Source organism: Streptomyces vietnamensis, assembly GCF_000830005.1.
Taxonomy (GTDB): Bacteria; Actinomycetota; Actinomycetes; order Streptomycetales; family Streptomycetaceae; genus Streptomyces; species Streptomyces vietnamensis.
Genome location: NZ_CP010407.1, coordinates 3,671,977 through 3,698,253 on the forward strand (window position 1 = coordinate 3,671,977; position 26,277 = coordinate 3,698,253).

The window sequence follows — 26,277 nt, forward strand, 5'->3', positions numbered from 1 at the left end:
GGGCCTAGGCCCGTGGCGCGGCCGCGCCCCTGCCCGTCGCCGTGCCCTTGACCGCGTCGAGCGCGTACACACAGCGGTCCTTGCTGCACGCGTACACGACCCCGCCCTTCGCCACCGGCGAGCCGGTGATCTCGCCCCCGGTCGCGAGCTTCCAGCGGAGCTGCCCGCCGGTCGCGTCCAGGGTGTACAGGACGTGGTCGGCCGAGCCGAAGTGCACCCGGCCGTCGGCGACGACCGGGGAGCCGACCAGCTCGCCGCCCGCCGCGAACCGCCACCGGGGGGTGCCGGTGACCGCGTCGAGCGTGTACAGCGCGCTGCCGCTGCCGACGTGGACGTTGCCGTCGGCGACGAGCACCGGCTCGGTGGACTGGCGCGGCTCGGTCGCGATCCGCCAGCGGTCCTGCCCGGTGGTGGCGTCGAGCGCGTACACCGTGCCGAGGTGGTCCGAGAGGTACACCCCGCCGCCGGTGACGGCGGGTCCCGGCGCGAACGTGGGCGGGGACAGGAAGACGGCCGGGGCCTCGAAGTGCCAGCGGACGTGACCCGCCGCGATGTCGATCGACAGGACCCGGGTCCCGGCGGAGACGTACACGCAGCCGTCCTCGGCCGGGGCCACCCGTACGGGGACGCCGGCGCAGGAGGCCGCGTCGCCGATCGGGTACGACCAGCGCTCCACGCCCGTGCGGGCGTCGAGGGCCTGGAGCCGGGCGTCCCGCCACACGTACACGGTGTCGCCGTGCACGGCGGGCCCCGCCTCCGCGGTCTCGAAGTCGGTCTGCGCGCCGGTGAGCTCCCACAGCTTGGCGCCGTTGGAGGCCTCCCAGCCCTGCACCCCGCCGCCGCGCGTGCCGGTGACGACCGTGCCCCGGTCGACCTTCAGCGAGTACACGTAGGCGTCCGTGTGCAGCCGCCAGCGCTCGCTGCCGTCGCCGGCGTCGAGGGCGTACAGGGTGGGGCCGTCGGAGGCGTGGATGCGGCCCGAGGCAACGGCCATCGACCAGGCCACGTCCCGGGTCTTGAACTGGCGCCGGCCGCTGCCCGTGTCCAGGGCGTGCACCTCGAAGGAGGTCACGTACAGCAGGTCGCCGTCGACGACCGGGGTGCCCCAGACGTCGTTGGACATCCGGAAGCGCCAGGGCCGCCAGTGGCCGGGCTCCGGCGGGGGCTGCGGTGCCGCCTGGTCGGCGCCCTGCGGAGGCACGGACACCGGGCGTGCGCCCTGCTGCGGGGCCGGCTCGGCGCCGTGCGGGCCGCTGCCGGGCGGGCGGATCCAGCCGGTCGCGGGGCCCGCGTCGGCGCTGCGGCCGACGGCGACCGCGGCCCGGGTGTCGGCGACCCGGGGGCCGGGGCCGATCGGCACGGTCGCGCCGCCGAGGCGTACGGGACCGCCCGCGCTCTCGGAGGGACCGGCGTGCCGGCCGCCGACCGGCGCACGGTCGGGCCGCTCCGGCGCCTGCTCGGGGAAGCGCGGGTCCTGGCGGGGCCCCGGCGGGCCCGGCGGGTCCGCCGGGGGCGGCGGCGCGGTCGGTCCCGGCAGCTGGCGGCCGCCGCCGCGGCGCCGCTCGATCATGGCGGTGGCGCTCTGCGGCAGCCAGGCGGAGGCGGTGCCGCTGTCGTCGCTGCCGGGGCCGAAGAGGTGCGGGGCGAGCTGCGCCTGGAGGTCGGCCGGGGTGGGCCGGCGGGTGACGTCCATCTGCATGCAGGAGTCGATGAGGGGCCGCAGCTCGTCCGGCAGCCCCTCCAGGTCCGGGCCCTCGCGGAGCAGCATGAAGACGGTCTCGACCGGGTTGGCGCCGTGGAAGGGCGCGTGGCCCGTGGCGGCGAAGACCAGCATCGAGCCCAGCGAGAAGACGTCGCTGGCGCCGGTGACGCTGCGCGAGTCGCGGGCCTGCTCGGGCGACATGTAGGCGGGGGTGCCGACGGCGACGTTGGTCATGGTCAGGCGCGTGTTGGAGACGCCCGACGCGATGCCGAAGTCGATCACCCGGGGGCCGTCCTCGACGACGAGGACGTTGGAGGGCTTGAGGTCGCGGTGGACCAGGCCCGCGCCGTGGATGGACTGCAGGGCCTCGGCGACGCCCGCGGCGAGCCAGCGGACGGCCTGGGCCGGAAGCGGCCCGCACTCGTTCACTATCTCTTCGAGGGAGGGCGCCGGGACGTAGGCGGTGGCCAGCCAGGGCACGGCGGCGCGCGGGTCGGCGTCGACGACGGCGGCCGTGTAGAAGCCGGAGACCGCCCGGGCGGCCTCCACCTCCCGGGTGAAGCGGACCCGGAACAGCTGGTCCTCCGCGAGCTCCGTGCGCACGGTCTTGATCGCCACGCGCCGGCCCGAGGCCGAGCGCGCGAGATAGACCAGGCCCATTCCGCCCGCGCCGAGCCGGCCCAGCACCTCGAAGGGCCCGATACGTCTCGGGTCGTGCTGCGTCAGCTGTTCCACTTGCCTGCCACCTCCCCGTACGGGCCATGAGGGTACGGCCCCGTGGCCCCTGATTCTTCCTGTCCGAGGGCCCGGTTGCGAACCCGGGGGCGGATCGGGGTGTCACACGTCATAACGGGGTGCTGCGGTACGGGGTGCGCCGGGCGGTACGACCGGGGACGGATCAGTCCGTAGCGGACGGTTTCGGTTCCTCGCGGACGGCGAAGCGGGCGCCCTGGTTGTCGTGGAGGACGGCGACGCGGCCGTGCGGGGCGTCGAAGGCCGGGGTGACGATCCGTCCGCCGAGCCGGACGGTGGTCTCGCAGGCCTCGTCGCAGTCGGCGACGGCGAAGTGGACGAGGACGTGGCCGGGCATCTCGGCGGGGAAGTCGTCGGTGATGACGGCCCGCCCGCCGAAGGCGCTCCCGCCGCCGGGCCGGGAGCCGGGGGGCGACCAGACGCGGTAGTCGACGCCGGCGCCCCCGCCCTCCTTCCCGGCCTCGGCCTGGCGGCCGAGGTAGCCGAAGACGGTGGCGTAGAAGGTGTCGACGGCGTCCGGGCGGCGGGTGTGGACCTCCATCCAGCAGAAGGCACCGGGCTCGTTCGTGACCTCGAAGCCGTCGGGGTCGCCCTCCTGGCGGAGGCCGAAGACCGCGCCGCCGGGGTCGGCGGCGAGGGCGTACACGCCGAAGGGGCCGACGGGGTAGGGCTCCATGACCATCTGCCCGCCGGCGGCCTTGATCCGGGTGGCGAGGGTGCCGGCGTTCTCGGTGGCGAGGTAGAGGGTCCAGGTGGTGGGCATGCGCCCGTCCCGCTTGGGGACGAGTCCGGCGACCCGGCGGCCGTCGAGGAGGGCCTCGTCTCGGTCGGGGTCGAAGGTCCAGCCGAAGAGCTCGCCGTAGAAGCGCTTGCCCGCTTCCAGGTCGGGGAGCTGTGCGTCCACCCAGCAGGGGGTGCCCTCAGTGCGTACGGCCATGTCCACACGCTAGGACGGCGGGGGCGGCCCCGCACGCCCCGACATGCGAACAAAGGGGCGATTCGACGGGTCGGATCCCTTGCGGTGCTTGGGTTGTCCACCGAAGTTGTCCACAGGCTGTTCATAAGCCGATCCGGGTACGGGACTCCCCGGCCGGCTCCCCGGCGCCCCCGCCGGCTCCGAAGTGGCTCGAACCCGTCCCCGGGCTTGCGCGCCCCGACCCGCGCCGACCTCGCAGAACGCTCCCGGAACAAGGGTGCACCCCATTTGCAGTCGGCCGAATCGCGCGCAGACCCCCCCTCGGTAAGCTGACGGCATGACAGGACAAGTACGCACCGTCGACGGCCGCGTGGCCGGACGACGCGGTCAGGCGACGCGGCAGAAGCTGCTCGACTGCCTCGGTGAGATGCTCAGCTCCTCGCCCTACCGGGACGTCAAGGTCATCGATGTGGCCCGGAAGGCGGGTACTTCACCCGCGACGTTCTATCAGTACTTCCCGGACGTCGAGGGAGCGGTCCTCGAGATCGCGGAGGAAATGGCCAAGGAGGGCGCCGCGTTGACCGAGCTGGTCTCCGGCCGCTCCTGGGTCGGCAAGGCCGGCTGGCAGACCTCGGAGGAACTCGTCGAGGGCTTCCTGGACTTCTGGCGGAAGCACGACGCGATCCTGCGGGTCGTGGACCTCGGCGCCGCCGAGGGCGACAAGCGGTTCTACAAGATCCGCATGAAGATCCTGAACTCGGTCACCAACTCCCTCACGGACGCGGTGAAGGAGCTCCAGGCCAAGGGCAAGGTCGACAAGGACGTCAGCCCCGCCGCGATGGCCGGCTCCCTGGTGGCGATGCTGGCCTCGGTCGCCGGCCACCAGAAGGGCTTCCAGACCTGGGGCGTGAAGCAGGCCGAACTCAAGCCGAACCTCGCCCTGTTGGTGCACCTGGGCATCACCGGCAAGAAGCCGACCAGATAGCCCCGACCGGAGAGTCGAGACTCCTTCACCCGTCCTGTCGCCGACGCCGGCGGCGGCCCGCTCCCCCGAACCTGGAGCGGGACCGCCGTCGGCGTCGCCGTGTCCAGGACCGGGGCGTCCAGGGCCGGGCCCTCACCTCCGGGTCAGCCGGAAGAGCCGGATCTCGCGCTCGATCCGTGCCTGGTACGTGGCGTACGGAGGCCAGAACTCGAGAGCCGCCTTCCAGGCCGCCGCCCGTTCCTCGCCCGCGAGGAGCTCCGCCCGTACGGGTACGTCCTCGCCCCGCCAGTTGACCTCGACGTCCGGATGGGCGAGCAGGTTCGCCGTCCAGGCCGGGTGGCCCGGCCGGCCGAAGTTGGAGCCGATGAGGAGCCAGCGGCCCTCCCCCTCCGGCATGCAGGCGAGCGGGGTGACCCGCGGCTGCCCGCTCTTCGCGCCCCGGGCGGTGAGGATCACCCCGGGCAGCATCCGCGCGCTGAGCAGCACCTTCCCCCTGGTCAGCCGGTGCACGGCCCGGTCCATGGCGGGGATGAGGTGCGGCGCGACCTTGGCGAAGGTCCGGGTCGAGGACACCTTCTGCACGAGCTTCCGTCCCATGGGCATCTACGCCGCCGCCTCTCCGAAGAGTCCGGTCCGTTCCGCCGCCCGGTCGCGCAGCCGCCGGGCGGGCCCGAAGAGCAGTTCGTCGGAGGCGGCCCGCTTGAAGCAGAGGTCCTCCCAGGTGGCACCGGTGCCGCCGCACTCCGCCGCGGTGGCGCGCAGGGCCTCCAGGGCGTGCGCGAGGGCGAGCGGCCCGCCGTCGGGTTCACGAGCCGCGCAGTACGTCAGCGAGCGGGCCGCCTCGACCTGGACGTACAGGTCGGCGAGGCGGTGCCGGTCGGGCCGTTCGCGGGTGCGGTCGAGGGCGGCCCCGGCGGTGCCGACGGCCTCGGCGGCCAGCATCACGGCGGCGGTACGGCCGGTGGCGGCGAGCGCGCCGAGGACGTCGGCGGGTTCCTCGCCGAGGAGTTCGGCCGCGGCGTCCCGGAACTGGACGGTGGCCTGGGGCCGGGTGGGGTCGAGGACGGGCTGCCGGGTCCGTACGAGCCCGGGGGCGTCCGCGCGCACGAGGAAGAGGAGGGTCCGGCTGCGGGCGAAGCCGCCGGCGTGGGCGGCGACGAGGAGCAGTCCGGCGCTGTGGCCGTCGACGACCCGGGCGGCCTCGCCGTAGAGGCGCCAGCCGCCGTCCGCCGTGCGGGCGGCCTGGATGCCGCCGGCCCGGCCGCCGCCCGACCAGTCCCTGGCGGTGTTGTCGCCGGTGAGGCCGAGGGCGAGGGCGAGTCCGGTGGGGACGGCGAGGGCGCAGGTGAGGCTGGTGTCGGCGATGCGCGGGAGGTGTTCGGCGCGCTGGGCGGGGGTGCCGAGGGCGGCGAGGAGCGGGGCGGTGAGGACGGTGGTGGCGAGGAGCGGGGAGGGGACGAGGGCGCGGCCGGTCTCCTCGCAGGCGAGGGCGAGTTCGGCGGGGCCGCGCCCCGCTCCTCCGTACTCGGTGGGGAGGGTGAGTCCGGCGAGGCCCGTCCGGGCCCAGAGGGCGGTGTCGTACCCCTCGGGGGTGGCGGTGGCGGCGCGGTCCTCACGGGGCCCGGCGTGCTCGGTCAGGAGGTCCCGCAGGGTGCGGCGGATCCCGTGCTCGGCCGGGGTGAGCGGCGCGGCGGGCGCGGCGGCGGGCGGTTCCGGCGGCGCGGTGCGCGGCGGCTCGTCGGGCGGTTCCGTTCGCGGGGCGTTGAGCGGGGCATCGAGCGGGGCGTTGAGCGCGGCGGTTTCGGCGGCGTCCATAAGGCTCCCTCCGTATCTGACGGTGCGTCATGCTAGGGCGGTGCGGGTCCCGTTGCCCAGAGAAGCGCCGGTCCCGATTCAAGGAATCTGATGTACCGTCAGATTCATGCCCACCACCACACGCAGCGCCCGCCGCGTCGCCGTCGTCGGCGTCTCCCTCTCCGACTGCGGCCGCGTCGACGAGGCCACCCCCTACGCCCTGCACGCCCAGGCCGCCCGGCGCGCCCTCGCGGACAGCGGCCTGGACCGCTCACTGATCGACGGCCTGGCCTCGGCGGGCCTCGGCACGCTCGCCCCGGTCGAGGTCGCCGAGTACCTGGGCCTGCGCCCCCGCTGGGTGGACTCGACCGCCGTCGGCGGCGCCACCTGGGAGGTCATGGCCGCGCACGCCGCCGACGCGATCGCCGCCGGCCACGCGAACGCGGTCCTGCTCGTGTACGGCTCCACCGCCCGCGCCGACATCCGCGCCCGGCGCCGCACCTCGAACCTCTCCTTCGGCGCGCGCGGCCCGCTGCAGTTCGAGGTCCCGTACGGGCACACCCTGATCGCCAAGTACGCGATGGCCGCCCGCCGTCACATGCACGAGTACGGCACGACCCTGGAGCAGCTCGCGGAGGTGGCCGTCCGGGCGCGGGCGAACGCGGCGCTGAACCCGGAGGCGATGTTCCGCGAGCCGATCACCGTCGACGAGGTCCTGGACGGGCCGATGATCGCGGACCCGTTCACCAAGCTGCACTGCTGCATCCGCAGCGACGGCGGCTGCGCGGTGCTGCTGGTGGCCGAGGAGTACGTCCAGGACTGCCGTACGGCCCCGGTGTGGGTGCTCGGCACGGGTGAGCACGTCTCGCACACCACGATGTCCGAGTGGGAGGACTTCACGGTCTCCCCGGCGGCCGTCAGCGGCCGGCTCGCCTTCGAGCGGGCGGGCGTGCGGCCCGCGGACATCGACGTCGCCGAGATCTACGACGCCTTCACCTACATGACCCTGGTGACCCTGGAGGACCTGGGCTTCTGCGCGAAGGGCGAGGGCGGGGCGTTCGTCCAGGAGAAGGACGGGCTGCCGGTGAACACGGACGGCGGCGGACTCTCGGCCTGCCACCCGGGGATGCGGGGCCTGTTCCTGCTCGTGGAGGCGGTGCGCCAACTGCGCGGCGAGGCACCGGGGTTGCAGGTGCGGAGGCCGGACGGCTCGCTGCCGGAGCTGGCGGTGGCCTCGGGGACGGGGGGCTGGTTCTGCTCCTCGGGGACGGTGGTCCTCGGCCGCGGCTGACGGCCGGTGGCCACCCCCTCCGAAGAATCTATACAAGCGTCATAGACAACCGTGTAGGACATCCGTATAGTCATGTCTGCGGGCAGGGAAACGGCCCGCAGACACCCGACAAGGAGTCCCGCCATGACGCACAACGCCACGAAGTCCGCCAAGACCGTCCTGATCTCCGGCGCCTCGATCGCCGGCCCCGCCCTCGCCCTCTGGCTGCACCGCTACGGCTTCGTCCCGACCGTCGTCGAGCGCGCCCCCGAACTGCGCACCGGCGGCTACAAGGTGGACATCCGGGGCACCGCCATCGAGGTCTGCCGCCGGATGGGGATCCTCGACGAGGTCCGCGCCAACTCCACGGACATGCGCGGCGGTTCGTACGTCGACGACGCCGGCCGCACCATCGGCGAACTGCCCGCCGACATCTTCGGCGGCCGCGTCGAGGAGGACGACGAGATCATGCGCGGCGAGCTCGCCCGCATCCTGTACGACCGGACCCGCGAGGACGTCGAGTACGTCTTCGGCGACTCGATCGCCGAAATCGCAGACGACCCCGCGGACGCCGACGGCGTCACCGTCACCTTCGAGTCCGGCACCATCCGCCGCTTCGACCTGGTCGTCGGCGCCGACGGACTCCACTCCAACACCCGGAAGCTCGCCTTCGGCCCGGAAGAGCGGTACAAGCGCCACCTCGGCGCGTACATCTCCATCTTCACGGCCCCCAACCACCTGGGCCTGGACCGCTGGGAGACGTACCACGCGCTCCCCGGGAAGCTGACCTGCGTCTACAGCTCCGCCGGCGAGACCGACGCCAAGAACCTCTTCATCTTCTCCTCCACCCAGGAGCAGCCCGACCACCGCGACACCGCCGCCCAGAAGCGCTTCCTCGCCCGCACCTTCCAGGGCGACGGCTGGGAGATCCCGCGCCTGCTCGGGCACGCCGCCGAGGCCGACGACTTCTACCTGGACTCCATCGCCCTCGTGGAGCTGGACCACTGGTCCACCGGCCGGGTCGTCCTGCTCGGCGACGCCGCCCACTGCACCTCCCCCGCCTCCGGCCAGGGCACGGGCCTCGCCCTCACCGGCGCCTACATCCTGGCGGGCGAGCTCGCCCGGGCGGGCGGCGACCACACCGTCGCCTTCGCCCGCTACGAGCAGCTGATGCGACCCGGCGTGGAGCGCAACCAGAAGATGGCCGAGCGCTTCGTCAAGGAGATGGTCGTCGACCGGAAGTGGAAGATCGCCCTGCGCATGCTCATGGTCCGGACGCTGCCGAAGACCCCCTGGAAGAACCTCATCGCGAAGAAGATCCGCGACGAGATCCAGGCCACGGCGAACGCCGTCGCGATCGAGGACTACGACACCACCGCACGCCCTACGGTGGCCGCATGACCGACTTCCACCACGCCCTCCACTCCCTCCGGGTCTGGGACACCGAACTCCCGTCCTTCGACCCGGCGAGCGCCCCGCCCGAGCCGCTCCCCCTCTTCCACGACTGGTTCACGGCGGCGGTCGCGGCCGGCCAGACCGAGCCGCACACCCTCTCCCTGGCCACCGTGGACGAGGACGGCCGCCCCGACGTCCGTACGGTGATGCTGCACGACGCCGACGCCCGCGGCTGGCACTTCGCCTCGCACGCCGGCAGCGCCAAGGGCCGACAGCTCGCCGCCCGCCCCGAGGCCGCGCTCGGCTTCTACTGGCCGGTCCAGGGCCGCCAGGTCCGCATCCGGGGCCACGTCACCACCGGCACCCCCGAGGAGGCGTACGAGGACCTCCACGCCCGCACCACCGGCGCCCTCGCCGCGGCGCTCGTGGGCCGGCAGAGCGAGGTCCTCGACTCCCCCGGGACCCTCGCCGAGGCGAGCGAGGCGGCCTGGCACCGGGCCGAGGCGGAACCGGACGCCCCCGCCCCCAGCTGGACCCTGTACGTGGTCGAACCGGCCGAGGTCGAGTTCTTCCAGGGCGACGCCCGCCGCCGCCACGTCCGCCTCCGCTACCGCCGCACGGCGGACGGGACCTGGACCCGCGAACTCCTCTGGCCCTGACCGCTTTTCACGGACCGTCTCTCACGCGCCGAACGGGTCCGAAAACCGACGCAACCCCAAGGCCACCACATGATCGTATGGGCGTCCCGCATCCGAAAGGAAGTCCATGCGCATCCGGCACGAACTCCGCTCCGTCTCCCTCGCGGCGGCGCTCCTGACCACCACCCTCGCGTTCTCCTCCGTGCCCGCCGGCGCCGAAACGGCGGGCACGGAGGGCGCGGCGGCGGTCACCACCCAGGCCGTCTTCAACAACCCGATCGGCACCGCGACCGAGCAGCGGGCCATCGTCGACAAGCAGATCGAGCTGATCAACGGCGCCCCGGCCGGCTCCCGGATCCGGCTGTCGTACTACTACCTGAACGACTCCACGCTCACGAACGCCCTGACCGCGGCCTACGACCGGGGCGTCGCCGTCCAGGCGATCTTCGACGTCAAGGCCACCGGCTACGCGCCGTACGACACGCTCACCGCCAAGCTCGGCACCGACACCTCCAAGCCCTCCTGGGTCACCCACTGCGGTACCGCCCGCGGCTGCATCGGCACCCTCTCCAAGGGCGGCGTCGACGCCATCAACCACAACAAGTTCATCCTCTTCACCGAGACGAACGGCACGCCCCGCGTCGTCATGCAGTCCTCGGCGAACCTGCACACCGGCCGCGACGGCTACCTCGGCTGGAACAACGCCCTCGTCCTGACCGGCAACGACGGCATCTACAACGCCTACAACGGCTACTTCGACGACCTCGCCGCCAAGGTCCCGAACAACAACTACTACGACACCGGCCGGGCGCCCGTCGCCTCCGGCAACGCGAAGATCCACTTCTATCCGCGCGCCGCGACCGGCGACTCGGTCTTCTACAACGACCCGAGCGAGGACACGGTCGCCACCGTCCTCGACCACGTGCAGTGCTTCGGCAACTCGGTCGTCGGCACCACCGACAACCACCGCACCCGCATCCGCGTCGCCATGACGATCTTCTCCCGCCCCTACCTCGCGGACAAGCTCGTCCAGCTCGACGCCCAGGGCTGCTACGTCGAGGTCGCCCTCACCTACGACGGCACCAACGGTCTGGGCAAGACCTCCCTGGAGAAGCTCCTCGCGAAGACGACGAACGCCTACAACGGCGTCATCACCAAGTACTACTGCGGCAAGGACTCCACCTGGATCCACGACAAGTACCTGCTGGTCGAGGGCAACTACTACGACGTCCCCGACCGCAAGATCGTGTGGACCGGCAGCCACAACTGGTCCACCAACTCGCTGCGCCAGAGCGACGAGACGATGCTCCAGTTCGAGGACGCCGCGGTCCACGACGCGTACGTCGCCAACTACAACCGGCTGCGCGCCGCGACCACGCACCAGCCGGCCAACGGCGACGCCGTCGACGCCACCTGCTGACCCCCGCCCGCAGGGGGCGCGCCGCTACGGGCGCGCCCCCTCGGAGCCGTACATCTCCTCGATGTCCCGGGCGAAGTCCCGCAGCACCGCCCGCCGTTTGAGCTTCAGGGACGGGGTCAGATGGCCGGAGGTCTCCGAGAACTCGGTGGTCAGGACCCGGAAGGCCCGGATCGACTCGGCCCGCGAGACCAGCCGGTTGGCATCGTCCACCCCCCGTTGGAGCGCGGCGAGCAGCTCCGGGTCCCGGGCCAGCTCCCAGAGCGCCAGATGGTCCTTGCGCCGCATCCGCCGCCAGTGCGTCAGGCCCTCGTGGTCCAGGGTGATCAGGGCCGTGACGTACGGGCGGTCGTCGCCGACCACCATGCACTGGGAGACCAGCGGGTGGGCGCGCAGCCAGTCCTCCAGCGGGGCGGGAGCGACGTTCTTGCCGGCCGACGTGATGAGGATGTCCTTCTTCCGGCCGGTGATCCGCAGATAGCCGTCCTCGTCGAGCGAGCCCAGGTCGCCGGTGGGGAACCAGCCCTCGTCGGTGTACGGCAGGGCCGTCCCGCGCTGCGCGTCCCAGTAGCCGGCGAAGACGTGGCCGCCCCTGAGCCAGACCTCGCCGTCGTCGGCGATGCGGACGGCGGTGCCGGGCAGCGGCCAGCCGACGGTCCCGGTGCGCGGCCGGCGCGGCGGGGTGACCGTGGAGGCGGCGGTGGTCTCCGTCAGGCCGTACCCCTCGAAGACCTCGACGCCGGCGCCCGCGAAGAACTCGGCGAGCCGGGCGCCGAGCGGGGAGCCGCCGCAGATCACGTACGTGACGCGGCCGCCGAGCGCGTCGCGGATCCGCCGGTAGACGAGCGTGTCGTACAGGGCCCGTGCGGCGCGCAGGGAGAGCGGGGGCGTGGCCGTCCGCCCGTACCGGCGGGCGACCTCCGCGGCCCGGTCGAAGACGGCGGCCTTCCCGCCGCGTTCTGCGGTGGCGCGGGCCCTGTTGAAGACCTTCTCCAGGACGTACGGGATGGCGAGGAGGAACGTGGGCCGGAAGGAGGCCAGGTCGGTGAGGAGTTCCTCGCCCTCGACGGAGGGCGCGTGCCCGACGCGGACGCGGGCGCGGACGCAGCCGACGGCGACCATCCGCCCGAAGACGTGGGAGAGCGGCAGGAAGAGGAGGGTGGCGGCGGGCTCCTTGCTCTCCGAGACGAAGACGGGGTGGAGGAGCCGGACGGCGTTGTCGACCTCGGCGAAGAAGTTGGCGTGGGTGAGGGCGCAGCCCTTGGGGCGGCCGGTGGTGCCGGAGGTGTAGATGAGGGTGGCGAGGGTCGCCGGGGTGAGCAGTCCCCGGCGGGCGGTGACGGCCTCGTCGGCGACCCGCGCGCCGGCCCTGCGGAGCTGGTCGACGGCGCCGGCGTCGAGGACCCAGAGGTGGGCGAGGCCGGGCAGCTGCCGCCGCTCGGCGGAGACCATGCGGGCCTGCTCGACGTCCTCGACGACACAGGCCGCGGCGCCGGAGTCCTGGAGGATCCAGCGGGTCTGGAAGGCGGAGGAGGTGGGGTAGACGGGGACGGTGACGAGCCCGGCGGCCCAGGCGGCGAAGTCGATCAGGGTCCACTCGTAGGTGGTGCGGGCCATGAGGGCGAGCCGGTCGCCGGGGCGCAGGCCGTGGGCGATGAGCCCCTTGGCGACGGAGTGCACCTCGGCGGCGAAGCGCGCGGCCGTGACATCGACCCACTCCCCCTCCGCGTCCTTCCTCGAAAAGAGCACGGCCTCGGGATCCTGCCGGGCGTTGTCGTACGGCAGGTCGGCGAGCGAGCCGCGGGCCACCCGGGGAACGAGCGCGGGCACGGACACCTCCCGCACCCGCCCGTCGACGAGCACTTTCTGCGGCTCGACCGGCTCGGTCCCGGATGCGGCGGTGACGACGGACACGGGCGGCTCCTCGGTCTGCGCGATGAACTGAGGTCGTGCGTCGGTACGTTGAGCCCTGAAGCGCCTGAACTGCCTTGACTAGCGGGTAACCTTACTGCGCGGTAAAGCTCAACGGGGAGACCAGCGCTCGCTTTTCATGAGGTTTCCGAGCCCGGCCCAGGCGAAGTTCATCAGCGTCGCGGCGGCTTCCCTGGCCGTCACCCCCGGGGTCTCGTCGGCCCAGTCGGCCAAGGACTCGGCGGAACCGACCAGGGCCTGCGCGAGCGCGTCCACGTCCCGCGGAGTGATGCCGCCGCCCGCCTCCCCGGCGGCCTCCCCGATCAACCCGGCCACGAAGCCCACGATCTCGTCCCGCATCCGCGCGGCCTCCCCGGCGAACGGCTCCCCGTGCGTCCGCGCCTGCCGGCTCAGCACCACCCACGAGTCCGGGTGCTCGGCGGCGTACGTGAAGAAGGCGAGCAGCCCCGCCCAGAGCCGCTCGTCGGGCGGCACCTCGGACCCCCCGACCCCGGCGGCCACGGCCCCGAGCAGGGCCCCCGCCTCCCGCCGTATGCAGGCGGTGAACAGCTCCTCCTTGGAGCCCAGATACAGATAGACCAGCGGCTTGGAGACCCCGGCGAGCTCGGCGATCTCGTCCATGGACGCCGTCTGGTACCCGTGCCGCGCGAAGCACCGCACGGCCGCGTCCAGCATCTGCCCCTCCCGCACGGCCCGCGGCAACCGCCGCGCCTTCGCCCCACCGGCCATGGCGCCCACCCCTGCTTCCAAGATCCACTGGATGCCCCGCGAAAGCGTACGCGCCCCCTGCCCGGAGGGGGGCAGGGGGCGCGCAGGCTCGGTGCGGGGGTCAGGCGGCGGCCGTGACCGCGACCTTCTTGTCGGTCTCGCCGATCTCGGCCAGGTCGTCGACCGGGGAGGACGAGGCGTTCTCGTACGCGGTGAGGTCGAGGATCTTCTCGCGAGCGGAGACGATCACCGGGATCAGGGCCTGGCCGGCAACGTTCGTGGCCGTGCGCATCATGTCCAGGATCGGGTCGATCGCCATGAGGAGGCCGACGCCCTCCAGGGGGAGGCCCAGGGTGGAGAGGGTCAGGGTGAGCATGACCGTCGCGCCGGTGAGGCCGGCGGTGGCCGCCGAGCCGATGACCGAGACGAAGGCGATCAGGACGTAGTCGCCGACGCCGAGCTGCACGTCGAAGATCTGCGCGATGAAGATCGCGGCGAGCGCCGGGTAGATCGCGGCGCAGCCGTCCATCTTGGTGGTGGCGCCGAACGGGACGGCGAAGGAGGCGTACTCCTTCGGGACGCCGAGGCGCTCGGTGACCTTCTGGGTGACCGGCATGGTGCCGACCGAGGAGCGGGAGACGAAGGCCAGCTGGATGGCCGGCCAGGCGCCCTTGTAGAACTGGAGCGGGTTGACCTTGGCGACCGTGGCGAGCAGCAGCGGGTAGACGCCGAAGAGGACCAGGGCGCAGCCGACGTAGATGTCGGCGGTGAAGGTCGCGTACTTGCCGATCAGGTCCCAGCCGTAGTCGGCGATGGCGAAGCCGATGAGGCCGACGGTGCCGAGCGGGGCGAGGCGGATGACCCACCACAGGGCCTTCTGGAGGAGCTCGAGGGCCGACTCGGAGAGGGTGAGGATCGGCTTGGCGCGGTCGCCGAGCTGGAGGGCGGCGATGCCGGCGACGGCGGCCATGAAGACGATCTGGAGGACGTTCAGCTCGGTGAAGGGCGTGATGACGTCCGTCGGGATGATGCCGGTGAGGAAGTCGATCCAGGTGCCCTCGTGCTTCGGCAGCTTGCCGTCCTGCGGGGTGAGGCCGGTGCCGGCGCCCGGGTTGGTGATCAGGCCGATCGCGAGGCCGATGCCGACCGCGATCAGCGAGGTGATCATGAACCAGAGCAGGGTGCGGGTGGCGAGCCGGGCGGCGTTGTTCACCTTCCGCAGGTTGGTGATCGAGACCAGGATCGCGAAGAAGACGAGCGGCGCGACGGCCAGCTTGAGCAGCTGGACGAAGATGTCGCCGATCTGGCCGAGGGTGTCCTTCAGCCAGGAGACGTCCTGGCTGCGGGCGATCCAGCCGAGCAGGGCTCCGAGGGCCAGACCGGCGATGATCTGGGCCCAGAAGGGGACCTTGGGTATTCGGGACGAGGGCTTGGACTCGTTCTCGGTCGCGGTGGCGGACGCGGACACGGGCACACTCCACAGGTGCGTATCGGGGGAATACGGGGACGGGGGTGCGGCACACACGCGCTGGGCGCGGGCCGCTGCATGATGCCGGATCAGAAGGCGCGGCAACAGACCGCGGACATACAGCGGCAGAGATCGACGTGCAGGCGCGCCACGAGCGGGCTGCTCGCGGCATCGGAGGGGCGCACTGCTGTCTTCATGTCGAACACGTTAACACTTGAACTTTGAGGACCTCAAAGCCATTCTTTGGGGTCCGGAAAGCCCCGTATGCCTACGAAACGCAGAACACCCCAGGCCGGAGCCTTGGAAGGCCCTGCCCGGGGTGGGGTGTCTGTGAGGAAGCTTACGCAGCCCTTATGTGGGGGTACGGCGCTACAGCGCGTCCTCCTGGGAGCGGTTCGCGTCCAGCCGGCCCTTGGCGCGCTCGACCTTCGCCACGACCTCGGCGCTCGCCTCGTCCCGCACCTTGCGCAGGAGGACGAAGCTCAGCGGGGCGGAGACGACGATGGAGAGGACGAGGACCCAGAGCAGGTTCGAGTCGCCCAGACCGCGCGGCAGCGCGCCGACGTAGACGAGACCCCACAGGGCGAGGAAGCACCCGGCGAAGATCCCGAGCCGCATCAGCGTGTAGCGGAGCATGTCAGTCCACTCTTCCGTTCCGAAAGATCCCAAAGTTCCCATGAGGGACGAGCGTCCTCCAGTGAAGCACGCGACGGGGGCCGACCCGGGACCGGCCCTCTTGAGCACGGTAGAGGTAATAGATAACCTAACCCCATGACCCTTACCTTCGAGGTGGACCCGGCGATCGACCCGGCCCTGCGCGACGGCGTGCTCTCCCTCTGGGCCGACGTCTCCAACGCGGGCGGCTCCGTCGGCTTCGTACCCCCCGTGACCCCCGACGCGATACGCCCCGCCCTGCTCAAGCACCTCGTCGGGATGGCCGAGGGCGGTACGCGCCTCCTCGTCGGCCGCGACGAGGACGGCCGGGTCGCGGCCACAGCGTTCTTCACCTTCAACACCCACCGGCTGATGACCCACTGGGTGTGGCTCTACACCGTGATGGTCCACCCCCGGCACCAGGGCAAGGGGTACGGCCGCGACCTCATGGCGGCGGTCGAGCACACCGCCCGCACCGCCGAGGGCTTCGAGGCGATCGAGGCGATCCGGCTGACCTGCCGCGGCGGCATGGGCCTGGAAGGCTTCTACGCCAAGTCCGGCTACAAGGAGGTCGGCCGCGTCCCCGACGCGATCCGGGTCGCCCCCGGCGACGACCGCGACGACGTCATCATGCTGCTGCCGCTGACGTGAGACGCGGAAAGGGCCGGTGGGTGATCCCACCGGCCCTTCCCTCACAAAGTCACCTACGTCAGAACCGCATCGCCTGCGGCGACTCGCGCCGCTCCGCGTCCGGCCCCGGGTACTCGCGGATGATCTCGTACCGCGTGTTCCGCTCGACCGGCCGGAAGCCCGCGTCGCGGATCAGTTCGAGCAGGTCCTCGCGGCCCAGCTTGTTCGGCGTGCCGTAGTTGTCGGCGTCGTGCGTGATCTTGTACTCGACGACCGAGCCGTCCATGTCGTCGGCGCCGTGCTGGAGCGCCAGCTGCGCCGTCTGGACGCCGTGCATGACCCAGAAGACCTTGACGTGCGGCACGTTGTCGAAGAGCAGCCGGGAGACCGCGAAGGTCTTCAGGGCCTCGGCGCCGGTCGCCATCGTGGTGCGCGCCTGGAGCTTGTTGCGGATCTTGCCGTCCTGCATGTCCACGAAGTCGTGCTGGTAGCGCAGCGGGATGAAGACCTGGAAGCCGCCGGTCTCGTCCTGGAGCTCACGGAGCCGCAGCACGTGGTCCACGCGGTGGCGCGGCTCCTCGATGTGCCCGTAGAGCATCGTGGAGGGGGTCTTCAGACCCTTCTCGTGCGCGAGGCGGTGGATCCGGGACCAGTCCTCCCAGTGGGTCTTGTGGTCCACGATGTGCTGGCGGACCTCCCAGTCGAAGATCTCGGCGCCGCCGCCGGTCAGCGACTCGAGGCCGGCCTCGATGAGCTCGTCGAGGATCTCGGAGGCGGAGAGGCCGGAGATCGTCTCGAAGTGGTGGATCTCCGTCGCCGTGAACGCCTTGAGGGAGACGTTCGGCAGGGCCTTCTTGAGCTCGGAGAGGGAGCGCGGGTAGTAGCGCCAGGGCAGGTTGGGGTGGAGCCCGTTGACGATGTGGAGCTCGGTGAGGTTCTCGTTCTCCATCGCCTTCGCGAGGCGCACGGCCTCCTCGATGCGCATGGTGTACGCGTCCTTCTCGCCCGGCTTGCGCTGGAAGGAGCAGTAGGCGCAGGAGGCGGTGCAGACGTTGGTCATGTTCAGATGCCGGTTGACATTGAAGTGGACCACGTCGCCGTTCTTGCGGGTCCGGACCTCGTGGGCCAGACCGCCGAGCCAGGCGAGGTCGTCGGACTCGTACAGGGCGATGCCGTCCTCACGGCTCAGCCGCTCACCGTCCCGGACCTTCTGCTCAAGTTCGCGCTTGAGTCCCGCGTCCATGTACGGCCGCCTCCCTTTATTTCTCCGAAATCAAGCTCTGCCCACCGTACTCTCAGCCCTCCTCGGGCAGCTCCCCGACCCGGTTCTCCCACTTGGTGGAGAGCACGATCGTGGTACGCGTCCGGGAGACGCCCTTGGTGCCGGAGAGCCGGCGGATCGTCTTCTCCAGGCCGTCGACGTCGTTCGCGCGCACCTTGAGCATGAAGGAGTCGTCGCCGGCGATGAACCAGCAGTCCTCGATCTCGGCGAGGTCCTTGAGGCGGCGGGCCACGTCCTCGTGGTCGGCGGCGTCGGAGAGGGAGATGCCGATGAGGGCGGTGACGCCGAGGCCGAGCGAGGCGGCGTCGACGGTGGCGCGGTAGCCGGTGATGACCCCGGCGGCCTCGAGTCGGTTGATGCGGTCGGTGACGGAGGGGCCGGAGAGCCCGACGAGCCGGCCGAGCTCGGCGTACGAGGCGCGGCCGTTCTCACGCAGAGCCTGGATGAGCTGCCTGTCCACGGCGTCCATAGGTATGAAGCCTTCCATTGTCCAGCGATACCGCAAGTTTAGGTATAGAATCTAAGGTACACAGGGTGCGACACCCTGTGAATCTTTCATTCAGATCAAAGACGATCTTCAGGAGTGGTGTTCACCGTGTACACGATCGAGATGGCCTACGCACGCATGCGCGAGCTGCAGGACCTGGCCAACCGCTCGCGTGCCCACCAGCCGTCCGCCTCCAAGCGCGCCGCGAAGAAGCGCGCCAAGAAGCGCTAATCAGACGAGAGGGCTCCACCGAGCTCTCCCTCCCACCGGCGGTACAGCTGGTGCGGCACTCCCGCCGCGTCCAGCACCCGCCCGGCGACGAAGTCCACCAGATCCTGGATGTGCGTCGCCCCCGCGTAGAACGCCGGAGAGGCGGGCAGCACCACGGCGCCCGCCTCGTCCAGCGCCACCATGTGCTTGAGCGTCTGCCCGTTCAGCGGGGTCTCCCGCACGCAGACCACCAGCGGACGCCGTTCCTTCAGCGTCACGCTCGCGACCCGCTGCAGCAGGTCCTTCGAGAGCCCGAGTGCCACTCCCGCCACCGCGGCGGTCGAGGCCGGCACCACCAGCATCCCCTTCGCCGGGTACGAACCGGAGGACGGCCCCGCGGCCAGGTCCCCGGCCGCCCAGTACCGCACGTCACCCAGGTCCACGGTGAACGTGTCCGGCTTCCCGTCCGCACCCCGCGCCAGCCAGGCCGCCAGGTCCTCGCGCCAGTGCGCGTCCCGGAAGGCGATCCCCGTCTCGTCGAGCAGCGTGAGCCGCGAGGCCCGCGACACGACGAGGTCGACGCTCTCCCCCGCGGCGAGCAGCCCCCTGAGCACGGCGGCGGCGTACGGCGTGCCCGACGCCCCGGAAACCCCCACGATCCAGGGGGTGCGCTTGCCGTCGTTCATGCCGCCGAGCCTATCCGCCATCGGCCGGGCCTACGGGGTGAGCCCGCGGACCAGCAGATCGAGCAGCGCGCACACGAACAGGCTGATGCCGATGAACCCGTTCGTCGTGAAGAACGCCCGGTTCAGACGGGACAGGTCGTGCGGCTTCACGATCGTGTGCTCGTAGCAGAAGGCGACGACCACGATCACCAGACCGACCCAGAAGAAGAGACCCGCGTCGGTGGCGAGGGCGTACCAGACGAGCAGCCCGGTGGTGACGACCGCGGACACGCGAGCGCCCCACAGCGCCGCCGGGACGCCGAAGCGGGCAGGCACCGACATGACGCCGTGCGCCCGGTCCGCCTGCACGTCCTGGCAGGCGAAGATCAGGTCGAAGCCGCCGATCCAGACGCCGACCGCGAGCCCCAGGACGACCGCGTCCCAGGACCACTCCCCGGTCACGGCGAGCCAGGCGCCGATCGGCCCGATGGACTGGGCGAGACCGAGGATCGCGTGCGGGAAGTTCGTGAACCTCTTCCCGTACGGATAGACGACCATCGGGATGACGGCGAGCGGCGCGAGCGCCAGACAGAGCGGGTTGAGCAGCGCCGCCGCCCCCAGGAACACGACGACGGCGATCCCGGCCCCGGTCCACGCGGACCGCACGGACACCGCACCGGTCACCAGCTCGCGCCCGGCCGTCCGCGGATTACGCGCGTCGATCTCGCGGTCGATGATCCGGTTGCAGGCCATGGCGAAGGTCCGCAGGCCCACCATGCAGACGGTGACGAGGAAGAGCGTCCACCAGTGGATGTTCCGGTCGAGCTGGAACATCGCGGTGAGGGAGGCGATGTAGGCGAAGGGCAGCGCGAAGACCGAGTGCTCGATCATCACGAGCCGCAGGAAGGCCTTGGTGCGCCCGGGCTGGGCGCCGGGCACGGCCGCGGTGGTCACAGCCCGTACTCCTTCCAGCGGCGGTCCACCAGGGCCGCCGTCGCCGGGTCGGACTCCACCATGTCCGGCCAGCCGCCGTCCCGGGTGTAGCCCTCCTCGGGCAGCTTCTTGGTGGCGTCGATACCGGCCTTGCCGCCCCAGAACTGCTGGTAGGAGGCGTGGTCGAGATGATCGACCGGCCCTTCGACGACGGTCAGGTCCCGGGCGTAGTCGGTGTTCCCGAGCGCCCGCCAGGACACCTCGTGCAGATCGTGCACGTCACAGTCCTTGTCGACCACGATGATCAGCTTGGTCAGCGACATCATGTGCGCGCCCCAGATGGCGTGCATGACCTTCTGCGCGTGCTTCGGGTACTTCTTGTCGATCGAGACGATCGCGCAGTTGTGGAAGCCGCCCGACTCCGGCAGGTGGTAGTCGACGATGTCCGGCACGATGATCTTGAGGAGCGGCAGGAAGAAGCGCTCCGTCGCCCGCCCGAGCGGACCGTCCTCCGTCGGCGGCCGGCCGACGACGATCGACTGGAGCAGCGGACGCTTCCGCATCGTGATGCAGTCGATCTTCAGGGCGGGGAAGGGCTCCTGCGGGGTGTAGAAGCCGGTGTGGTCGCCGAAGGGCCCCTCGGGCAGCATCTCGCCGGGCTCCAGCCAGCCCTCGACGACGACCTCGGCGTGGGCCGGGACCTGGAGCGGGACGGTCTTGCAGTCGACCATCTCGATCCGCTTGCCCTGCACGAAGCCGGCGAAGAGGTACTCGTCGATGTCACCGGGCAGCGGGGCGGTGGAGGCGTACGTGACGGCCGGCGGGCAGCCGAAGGCGATGGCGACCGGAAGCCGCTCGCCGCGCTCGGCGGCGACGGCGTAGTGGTTGCGGCTGTCCTTGTGGATCTGCCAGTGCATGCCGATGGTGCGCTTGTCGTGCCGCTGGAGCCGGTAGAGCCCCAGGTTCCGCACGCCGGTCTCGGGGTGCTTGGTGTGGGTGAGGCCCAGGTTGAAGAAGGAGCCGCCGTCCTTGGGCCAGGTGAACAGCGCGGGAAGGAGGTCGAGGTCGACGTCGTCCCCGGTGAGCACGACCTCCTGCACGGGAGCCGCGTCGGCCTTCACCTTCTTCGGCGGCACGTGGACCATCGAGCCCAGCTTGCCGAAGGCCTCGCGGACCCCGACGAAGCCGTGCGGCAGCTCCGGCTTGAGGAGCCCGCCGATCTTCTCGCTGATCTCGCCGTACGACTTGAGGCCGAGGGCCTTGAGGAGGCGCCGGTCGGTCCCGAAGACGTTCATGGCGAGCGGCATCGAGGAGCCCTTGACGTTCTCGAAGAGAAGCGCCGGACCTCCCGCCTTGTTCACCCGGTCGACGATCTCCCCGACCTCCAGGTACGGGTCGACTTCGGCCTTGATGCGCTTGAGGTCGCCTTCGCGCTCCAGGGCCCTGAGCAGCGAGCGGAGATCGTCGTAAGCCATGGCGCCAAGTATCCCCGAGCACCTCTCGCGCTCCCGCCCGGGGGCCGGGCGGGTCTCGCCGGGGGTCCGGGGGTCGTCCCCCGGGATGGCACAGCCGCCACGGGCTAGGCTGGGCTCGTCACCGGGGCCGTCGCAACGGGCCCCGCCGCTGCTTCCAGGGGGCTGTCCCACATGATCAGGGCGCTGATGTACATCCTGCCGCTGGCGCTGACGATCTACGCCTTCATCGACTGCCTGAACACCCCCGAGGACGAGGCCAAGCACCTGCCGAAGGTGGTCTGGGTCATCATCATCCTGCTGTTCTGGATCGTGGGCCCGATCGTGTGGTTCGCCGCAGGCAAGATGCGCCACGCGCCCGCCGGAGGCCGTACGCCCTCCGAGTGGCACCGGAACCACCGGCACGAGTGGGTGGCCCCGGACGACAACCCGGAGTTCCTGAAGTCCCTCCGCGAGGAGAACAAGAAGGACGAGGCCCTCCTCAAGGACTGGGAGGCGGACCTGCGCCGCCGCGAGGAGGAACTGAAGCGGCGCGAGCAGGGCAAGTCCGGCGAGGACACGGGGACCGAGGGCTGATGGAGCTACGGCTCCTGGCCACCTTCGAGAAGGTGGCCGACGTCCTCTCCTTCACCCGGGCGGCGGCGGAGCTGGGCTACGCCCAGTCGAGCGTCACGGCCCAGATCAGATCGCTCGAATCCTCCCTCGGGGTGGACCTCTTCGAACGCCTCGGCAGCCGCATCCGCCTGACGGAGGCGGGTGAACGGCTCCTCCCGTACGCCCATCGGATGACGGAGCTCGCGGAGGAGGCCCGTACGGCGGTGGCGGCGACGGCGGAGCCCTCGGGCGCGATCGCGATCGGCACGATGGAGTCCCTGACCTCGTACCGGCTGCCGCCGCTCCTGGAGTACTTCCACCACCGCTATCCGAAGGTCCGCCTGACCCTCCGCCCCACCCTCGGCGACGAGACCCGCCAAGCCCTCCGCCAGGGCACGTACGACGTCGGGTTCCTGATGGAGCCGGAGACGGAGCACGAGGGCCTGGAGTCGGAGGTCCTGGCGCCGGAACCGCTGGTGCTCGTGGCCGGCCCGGACCATCCCCTCGTCGGCCGTACGGCCCTGACGAGCGCGGACCTGGCGGAGGCGCAGCTGGTGGGCACGGAGCCGGGCTGCCCGTACCGCGACCTGTTCGAGGCGGAGCTGCGGGAGTGGGCGCCGCCGTTCATGGAGTTCGGCACGATCGAGGCGACGAAGCGGGGGGTGGCGGCGGGCCTGGGGGTGGCGCTGCTGCCGAGGGTGGCGGTCGCGGAGGAGCTGTCGGCAGGGACCCTGGTCGAGTTGGCCTGGGAGGCCCCGTTCACCCTCTTCACACAGCTCGCGTGGCGGCGGGGGAAGCGGCTTCCGGCGCACGTGCGGCTGTTCGTGGAGCAGGCGCGACGCCTTGTGTCCGAGCAGCGAGGGTGACCTTGAGGCTGGCGAGCACGATCAGCGGGACGCCGAGCGCCTGGACGAGCCCGATGTGATGCCCGTACACCGCCCAGTCGACGCCCATGGCGACGGCGGGGTAGGTGAAGGCGAGGACGGCGATCTTGGCGGTGGGCAGCTTGGCGTAGGCCGCGTACATCAGCACGTACATGAGGCCGGTGTGGATGAACCCGAGCCCGACGAGCCAGCCCCAGCCGCCCCCGTGGACTCCCCCGAAGTCGACGAAGGGCAGCAACAGCGGCAGCCCGACGACGACCTGCACGAGGGCGATCAGATGGGGCCGTACGCCGGTGATGCGCTTGGTGACGAAGGTGGCGAGGGCGTAGAGGACGGCGGCGGCGAGGGCGAACCCGAGCCCGGCGAGGGAGGCGGTGTCGCCGGGCCGTACGCCGGACACGAGGACGAGCCCGGCGAAGGCGAGCGCGAGCCACCCCAGCTTGGATCGGGAGATCCGCTCCTTCATGAACAGTGCCCCGAGGAGCACGAGGAAGAACGGCTGGGTGTGGTAGACGACGGTGGCGAGGGAGATCGAGGTGGCGGCGTACGCCTCGAAGAGGAACACCCAGTTGAAGACGATGAAGACTCCGCCGAGCGCCGCCAGCCCCAGCTTCCTGCTCGTGAACCCGTGCCCGGTGAAGAACCCCCGCACGAGGCTGTAGACCCCGAGCGCGAGGGCCCCGAAGAGGCACCGGAAGAACACCACCTCGAAGGGCGATGCCCCGGACTCGACGACGAAGACGCCGAGGGTGCCGGAGAGCACCATGGCGAGGGTCAGTTCAAGGGTTCCCCTGGTCTCGTTTCTCATACGGACGACGCTACGAACGACCCCGGACGGGGTCCACGAGCCAGTGGGGCGTCCTGCCGATGGGGTCCATCGGCACGGCCGATCGTCACTCCGTGACGCCGATCGCACCAGCTCACCCGAGTACTGTCGACGACCACCGAACCGTCCTGGCACCGACAGGGGTAACGACATGCGCGTACGCATCACCCACGGCCTCGCCCTGGTGTCCACCGGCCTGCTCGCCGGCGCCTTCGGCTACGGCGCCGCCAATCTCGTCCCGACCTTCAACGCCGTGCCGCTCGACACGAGGCTCGACTTCCACACCGAGCTGATGAAGATGAACGGGATCACCATGCAGGGAGCCATGGCGATATCCATCCTCGGCTCCTTCACCCTCGCCGCCCTGACGCGCGGCCGGTCCCGCGCCGTCGCGGCCTCGGCGGGCCTGCTGACCTTCACGTCCTTCCTGATCACCCGGCTCGGGAACGTCCCGATCAACGGCCGCATCAAGCAGTGGGCCGCCACCACGCCCCCGCCCGACCACGCCGAGATCCTGCGCCGCTGGGAACTGTTCAACGACGCACGGACCCTCACCGCGGTCGCCGCCTTCACCCTCCTGACCGTCCTCGCCCTGTCGAAGAGCCGTCCGACGAACCGTCCGACGAACCGTCCGGCGGCCCCGGAATACCTCCGGTGAAAGGGGAGTTGGCACCGGTTACCCCATGAGACCGGAGCAGACATGACCCTCGACGCCGTACGTGACACGGACCGCTCGTTCCTCTTCGTCCTCGGCAGCTCCCGCGCCGACGGCAACTCCGAGATCCTGGCCCGCGCGGCCGCCGAACACCTGCCCTCGGACATCCCGCAGCGCTGGGTGGACCTCAACCAGCTCTCCCTGCCCGACTTCCAGGACGGACGGCACGAGGACGCCGGCCGGCAGCCCGACGAGGTGGAGGAACTCCTGCGACGGGCGACGGTCGACGCCACCGACGTCGTGATCGTCTCGCCCCTGTACTGGTACAGCCTCTCCGCCCAGACCAAGCGCTACCTGGACTACTGGTCGGGCTGGCTGAACGTGCCCGGCTCGGACTTCAAGGAGCGCATGGCGGGCGGCACGCTGTGGGGCGTGACGGCCCTGGCACACGAGGAGCACGAGGTCGCGGACGGCCTGGTGACGAGCCTGAACCACTCGGCGGCCTACCTGGGGATGCACTTCGGCGGCGTCCTGACCGGAACCGGCTCCCGCCCGGGCCGGGTACGGGCCGACGAGCAGGCGATGACCCGCGCCAAGACCTTCTTCCAGAACGAGACCCCCCTCGCCCGCTTCCCCTACGAGGACGAGGCCGAGACCGCCGTCGCGTAGCGGCTGGGCGAGGACACATGTGGCGCGCGTCGAAGGAGTGACATGAGATGACGGAGGAAAAATACGCCTCGGCTCGACATGTCGCCTGGTGACAGCGCCGATCGAAGGGGGGAGGAACCAAGGAGCACCACGTCGTCGACGCCGCCTCGATCGGAGCACCTTGGGTGAACAGCAGCCTCCAGGACCTCATAATCAACCTGTCTTCCGCTGCTATCGCTTTCACGGCCGGCTGGTCATTCGACAAGGCGCGCAACCTGTGGCGATTCCGCAACATCCGAGGCTTCTGGAAGCGGTTCGCCACCGAGGACCTCAAGGTCGTGACCTCGATCTTCATCAATGAGGAGCACTACATCTGGGAGCGGTCGGGGCTCGTCGGCGTGGGAGACGTGCTGGCCCTGAACGAGCTTCGGCAGCAACTGAAGCAGGCAGGGGTCGATCAACTTCCGCTGACGCCGAGCCACCAGCTCACCGGGCTCGAACGTCAGGGCAACCTGATCCTGGTCGGCGGGCCGCACTCCAACCAAGTGACTGCCGAGGTCATGCAGCGACTGCCGGTGACCTTCGCCTTCGGGCCCGGCGATGCGCACGACGCGAACATCTACGACTCCGTGACCGGTGACGTCATGCAGTGCGTCATGGATGCCGGGGACCAACTCGTCGTCGACCAGGGAATCCTCATTCGTGCGACCAACCCCTTCAACCGCAAACGAAGCGTCGTCATCCTGGCCGGCAGTTTCGGTTTCGGCACCAGCGCCGCAGCACGACTCCTCGCCCGCTCGGACATCCTCACCCACGCGATCGTCGATCAGGGGCACCCGTTCGAAGCCGTCTTCTCCGTAGAGGTGGCCGGGGGCGCGCCTCAGCACATCGAGTTGAAGAAGCTGCGGCAGCTGGACACCACGATGCTGCCGGTGGGGCCTTGAACCAGGGCTGAATCACAGCCGATGCCCGGTGCCGCTGTCATCCCTCGGTCGTGACGCCCTGGTGCTCGCGGCCGGTGTCGAAGTGGCGGTCCAGATAGGCCTCCTCGTCGAGGGAACTGTCACGCAGGAGGGAGAAGACCTCGTCCCCGTCGTCCGGCCGCCCTCCGGTGGCCAGGTGGTAGCACTGGGCCAACTCCAGGTAGCGATGGCCGTTTTCCCTGGCGTAGGTCCGCGCCTCGCCCTCCGCCCTGGCGATGGCCTGGTCCATCGAGACGGCCTGCCACAGCGTCAGGCGCTCCTCATAGGGAGCGCCCTCCCAGGCATCCCACCGGAACACGCAGCGCACCGCGTACCAGGACTTCTCGTCCGCCACGTCTGCGGCTGCCATGGTGATCTCCTTGAACGACACACCGCG

At 71.0% G+C, this 26,277-nt stretch carries 27 protein-coding genes; 12 read left to right on the forward strand and 15 right to left on the reverse strand.

The genetic code is table 11. The annotated features are described in order from the left end of the window. Nucleotides 1-4: 4 nt before the first annotated feature. Together afsK and SVTN_RS16230 are read right to left on the reverse strand one after the other, a co-directional pair. Nucleotides 5-2,437, reverse strand: coding sequence for a protein serine/threonine kinase AfsK (gene afsK, locus SVTN_RS16225; protein WP_041129737.1), 2,433 nt, complete (start codon nucleotides 2,435-2,437; stop codon nucleotides 5-7). A gap of 163 nt (nucleotides 2,438-2,600) precedes the next feature. Then, nucleotides 2,601-3,392: a VOC family protein gene (locus SVTN_RS16230; protein WP_041129738.1), complete on the reverse strand. Its 792-nt coding sequence runs from the start codon at nucleotides 3,390-3,392 to the stop codon at nucleotides 2,601-2,603. 316 nt (nucleotides 3,393-3,708) lie between these two features. Between SVTN_RS16230 and SVTN_RS16235 the strand changes: the two genes are divergently transcribed. Then, the gene (locus tag SVTN_RS16235; protein WP_041129739.1) at nucleotides 3,709-4,356 is read left to right on the forward strand and encodes a TetR family transcriptional regulator; all 648 of its coding nucleotides are present in this window, start codon (nucleotides 3,709-3,711) and stop codon (nucleotides 4,354-4,356) included. 132 nt (nucleotides 4,357-4,488) lie between these two features. On the opposite strand, the gene SVTN_RS16240 is transcribed toward SVTN_RS16235, so the two are convergent. Beyond that, nucleotides 4,489-4,959 carry a nitroreductase family deazaflavin-dependent oxidoreductase gene (locus tag SVTN_RS16240; RefSeq protein WP_041129740.1) on the reverse strand — a complete coding sequence of 157 codons (471 nt, stop codon included), beginning with the start codon at nucleotides 4,957-4,959 and terminating at the stop codon, nucleotides 4,489-4,491. Next, nucleotides 4,960-6,171: an acyl-CoA dehydrogenase family protein gene (locus SVTN_RS16245; protein WP_078908378.1), complete on the reverse strand. Its 1,212-nt coding sequence runs from the start codon at nucleotides 6,169-6,171 to the stop codon at nucleotides 4,960-4,962. Between the two features lie 106 nt (nucleotides 6,172-6,277). Here SVTN_RS16245 and SVTN_RS16250 point away from each other — a divergent pair, with 106 nt between their 5' ends. From SVTN_RS16250 to SVTN_RS16265, 4 genes are all read left to right on the forward strand, one after another. After that, entirely contained in the window at nucleotides 6,278-7,441 is a 1,164-nt protein-coding gene (locus SVTN_RS16250; RefSeq protein WP_041129741.1) for a thiolase C-terminal domain-containing protein, read from the forward strand. A gap of 123 nt (nucleotides 7,442-7,564) precedes the next feature. Next, nucleotides 7,565-8,821: an FAD-dependent monooxygenase gene (locus SVTN_RS16255; protein WP_041129742.1), complete on the forward strand. Its 1,257-nt coding sequence runs from the start codon at nucleotides 7,565-7,567 to the stop codon at nucleotides 8,819-8,821. Beyond that, a complete protein-coding gene (locus tag SVTN_RS16260; RefSeq protein ID WP_041129743.1) occupies nucleotides 8,818-9,474 on the forward strand; it encodes a pyridoxine/pyridoxamine 5'-phosphate oxidase in 657 nt (218 codons plus the stop codon). Before SVTN_RS16255 ends, SVTN_RS16260 begins: the two co-directional genes overlap by 4 nt. Before the next feature lie 106 nt (nucleotides 9,475-9,580). After that, a complete protein-coding gene (locus SVTN_RS16265) occupies nucleotides 9,581-10,873 on the forward strand; it encodes a phospholipase D-like domain-containing protein (protein ID WP_041129744.1) in 1,293 nt (430 codons plus the stop codon). A gap of 24 nt (nucleotides 10,874-10,897) precedes the next feature. Here SVTN_RS16265 and SVTN_RS16270 read toward each other — a convergent pair whose 3' ends face one another. The 4 genes from SVTN_RS16270 to SVTN_RS16285 all read right to left on the reverse strand — a co-directional run bounded on the left by SVTN_RS16270 (nucleotide 10,898) and on the right by SVTN_RS16285 (nucleotide 15,614). After that, entirely contained in the window at nucleotides 10,898-12,784 is a 1,887-nt protein-coding gene (locus tag SVTN_RS16270; RefSeq protein ID WP_041129745.1) for an AMP-dependent synthetase/ligase, read from the reverse strand. Between the two features lie 108 nt (nucleotides 12,785-12,892). After that, nucleotides 12,893-13,477 carry a TetR/AcrR family transcriptional regulator gene (locus SVTN_RS16275; RefSeq protein ID WP_245727554.1) on the reverse strand — a complete coding sequence of 195 codons (585 nt, stop codon included), beginning with the start codon at nucleotides 13,475-13,477 and terminating at the stop codon, nucleotides 12,893-12,895. 154 nt (nucleotides 13,478-13,631) lie between these two features. Then, nucleotides 13,632-14,978, reverse strand: coding sequence for a dicarboxylate/amino acid:cation symporter (locus SVTN_RS16280; RefSeq protein ID WP_041129746.1), 1,347 nt, complete (start codon nucleotides 14,976-14,978; stop codon nucleotides 13,632-13,634). A gap of 369 nt (nucleotides 14,979-15,347) precedes the next feature. Further along, complete coding sequence (locus SVTN_RS16285; protein WP_030691732.1) at nucleotides 15,348-15,614, reverse strand: DUF4229 domain-containing protein; 267 nt, start codon at nucleotides 15,612-15,614, stop codon at nucleotides 15,348-15,350. A 135-nt stretch (nucleotides 15,615-15,749) separates the two neighbouring features. On the opposite strand from SVTN_RS16285, the gene SVTN_RS16290 reads away from it, so the two are divergent. Next, entirely contained in the window at nucleotides 15,750-16,283 is a 534-nt protein-coding gene (locus SVTN_RS16290) for a GNAT family N-acetyltransferase (RefSeq protein WP_041129747.1), read from the forward strand. A 58-nt stretch (nucleotides 16,284-16,341) separates the two neighbouring features. Here SVTN_RS16290 and mqnE read toward each other — a convergent pair whose 3' ends face one another. Further along, the gene (mqnE, locus tag SVTN_RS16295; protein WP_041129748.1) at nucleotides 16,342-17,505 is read right to left on the reverse strand and encodes an aminofutalosine synthase MqnE; all 1,164 of its coding nucleotides are present in this window, start codon (nucleotides 17,503-17,505) and stop codon (nucleotides 16,342-16,344) included. A gap of 52 nt (nucleotides 17,506-17,557) precedes the next feature. Beyond that, nucleotides 17,558-18,013 (reverse strand): Lrp/AsnC family transcriptional regulator, encoded by a 456-nt coding sequence (locus tag SVTN_RS16300; RefSeq protein ID WP_017241016.1) that lies wholly within the window; start codon nucleotides 18,011-18,013, stop codon nucleotides 17,558-17,560. A 114-nt stretch (nucleotides 18,014-18,127) separates the two neighbouring features. On the opposite strand from SVTN_RS16300, the gene SVTN_RS46155 reads away from it, so the two are divergent. Further along, the gene (locus tag SVTN_RS46155; protein ID WP_281192369.1) at nucleotides 18,128-18,262 is read left to right on the forward strand and encodes a hypothetical protein; all 135 of its coding nucleotides are present in this window, start codon (nucleotides 18,128-18,130) and stop codon (nucleotides 18,260-18,262) included. On the opposite strand, the gene SVTN_RS16305 is transcribed toward SVTN_RS46155, so the two are convergent. Genes SVTN_RS16305 through SVTN_RS16315 form a run of 3 tightly spaced genes read right to left on the reverse strand, consistent with a single transcriptional unit; the run spans nucleotide 18,259 to nucleotide 21,314 of the window. Beyond that, complete coding sequence (locus tag SVTN_RS16305; protein ID WP_041129749.1) at nucleotides 18,259-18,927, reverse strand: UbiX family flavin prenyltransferase; 669 nt, start codon at nucleotides 18,925-18,927, stop codon at nucleotides 18,259-18,261. The two genes, SVTN_RS46155 and SVTN_RS16305, sit on opposite strands and share 4 nt — an antisense overlap. Nucleotides 18,928-18,957: 30 nt before the next feature. After that, on the reverse strand, nucleotides 18,958-19,860 hold the full coding sequence (gene mqnP, locus SVTN_RS16310; RefSeq protein ID WP_174518263.1) for a menaquinone biosynthesis prenyltransferase MqnP: 903 nt from the start codon (nucleotides 19,858-19,860) through the stop codon (nucleotides 18,958-18,960). Continuing rightward, nucleotides 19,857-21,314: a menaquinone biosynthesis decarboxylase gene (locus SVTN_RS16315; protein WP_041129751.1), complete on the reverse strand. Its 1,458-nt coding sequence runs from the start codon at nucleotides 21,312-21,314 to the stop codon at nucleotides 19,857-19,859. Before SVTN_RS16315 ends, mqnP begins: the two co-directional genes overlap by 4 nt. A 171-nt stretch (nucleotides 21,315-21,485) precedes the next feature. Between SVTN_RS16315 and SVTN_RS16320 the strand changes: the two genes are divergently transcribed. Together SVTN_RS16320 and SVTN_RS16325 are read left to right on the forward strand one after the other, a co-directional pair. Next, nucleotides 21,486-21,887, forward strand: a complete 402-nt coding sequence (locus SVTN_RS16320) for a PLD nuclease N-terminal domain-containing protein (RefSeq protein WP_041129752.1) — start codon at nucleotides 21,486-21,488, stop codon at nucleotides 21,885-21,887. Continuing rightward, nucleotides 21,887-22,771 (forward strand): LysR family transcriptional regulator, encoded by an 885-nt coding sequence (locus SVTN_RS16325; protein WP_041129753.1) that lies wholly within the window; start codon nucleotides 21,887-21,889, stop codon nucleotides 22,769-22,771. The genes SVTN_RS16320 and SVTN_RS16325 overlap by 1 nt, the downstream gene beginning before the upstream one ends. Here the strand turns inward: SVTN_RS16325 and SVTN_RS16330 are convergent. Continuing rightward, nucleotides 22,674-23,597: a DMT family transporter gene (locus SVTN_RS16330; RefSeq protein WP_041129754.1), complete on the reverse strand. Its 924-nt coding sequence runs from the start codon at nucleotides 23,595-23,597 to the stop codon at nucleotides 22,674-22,676. The genes SVTN_RS16325 and SVTN_RS16330 overlap by 98 nt on opposite strands. Nucleotides 23,598-23,766: 169 nt before the next feature. Here SVTN_RS16330 and SVTN_RS16335 point away from each other — a divergent pair, with 169 nt between their 5' ends. The 3 genes from SVTN_RS16335 (at nucleotide 23,767) to SVTN_RS16345 (ending at nucleotide 25,862) form a co-directional block, all read left to right on the forward strand. After that, nucleotides 23,767-24,273 (forward strand): anthrone oxygenase family protein, encoded by a 507-nt coding sequence (locus SVTN_RS16335; protein ID WP_041129755.1) that lies wholly within the window; start codon nucleotides 23,767-23,769, stop codon nucleotides 24,271-24,273. A gap of 42 nt (nucleotides 24,274-24,315) precedes the next feature. Continuing rightward, the gene (locus tag SVTN_RS16340) at nucleotides 24,316-24,939 is read left to right on the forward strand and encodes a flavodoxin family protein (RefSeq protein WP_041129756.1); all 624 of its coding nucleotides are present in this window, start codon (nucleotides 24,316-24,318) and stop codon (nucleotides 24,937-24,939) included. A 164-nt stretch (nucleotides 24,940-25,103) separates the two neighbouring features. Then, nucleotides 25,104-25,862, forward strand: coding sequence for a hypothetical protein (locus SVTN_RS16345; protein ID WP_041129757.1), 759 nt, complete (start codon nucleotides 25,104-25,106; stop codon nucleotides 25,860-25,862). A gap of 37 nt (nucleotides 25,863-25,899) precedes the next feature. Here the strand turns inward: SVTN_RS16345 and SVTN_RS16350 are convergent, their stop codons facing one another. Continuing rightward, the gene (locus SVTN_RS16350) at nucleotides 25,900-26,250 is read right to left on the reverse strand and encodes a hypothetical protein (protein ID WP_041133959.1); all 351 of its coding nucleotides are present in this window, start codon (nucleotides 26,248-26,250) and stop codon (nucleotides 25,900-25,902) included. Nucleotides 26,251-26,277 lie beyond the last annotated feature (27 nt).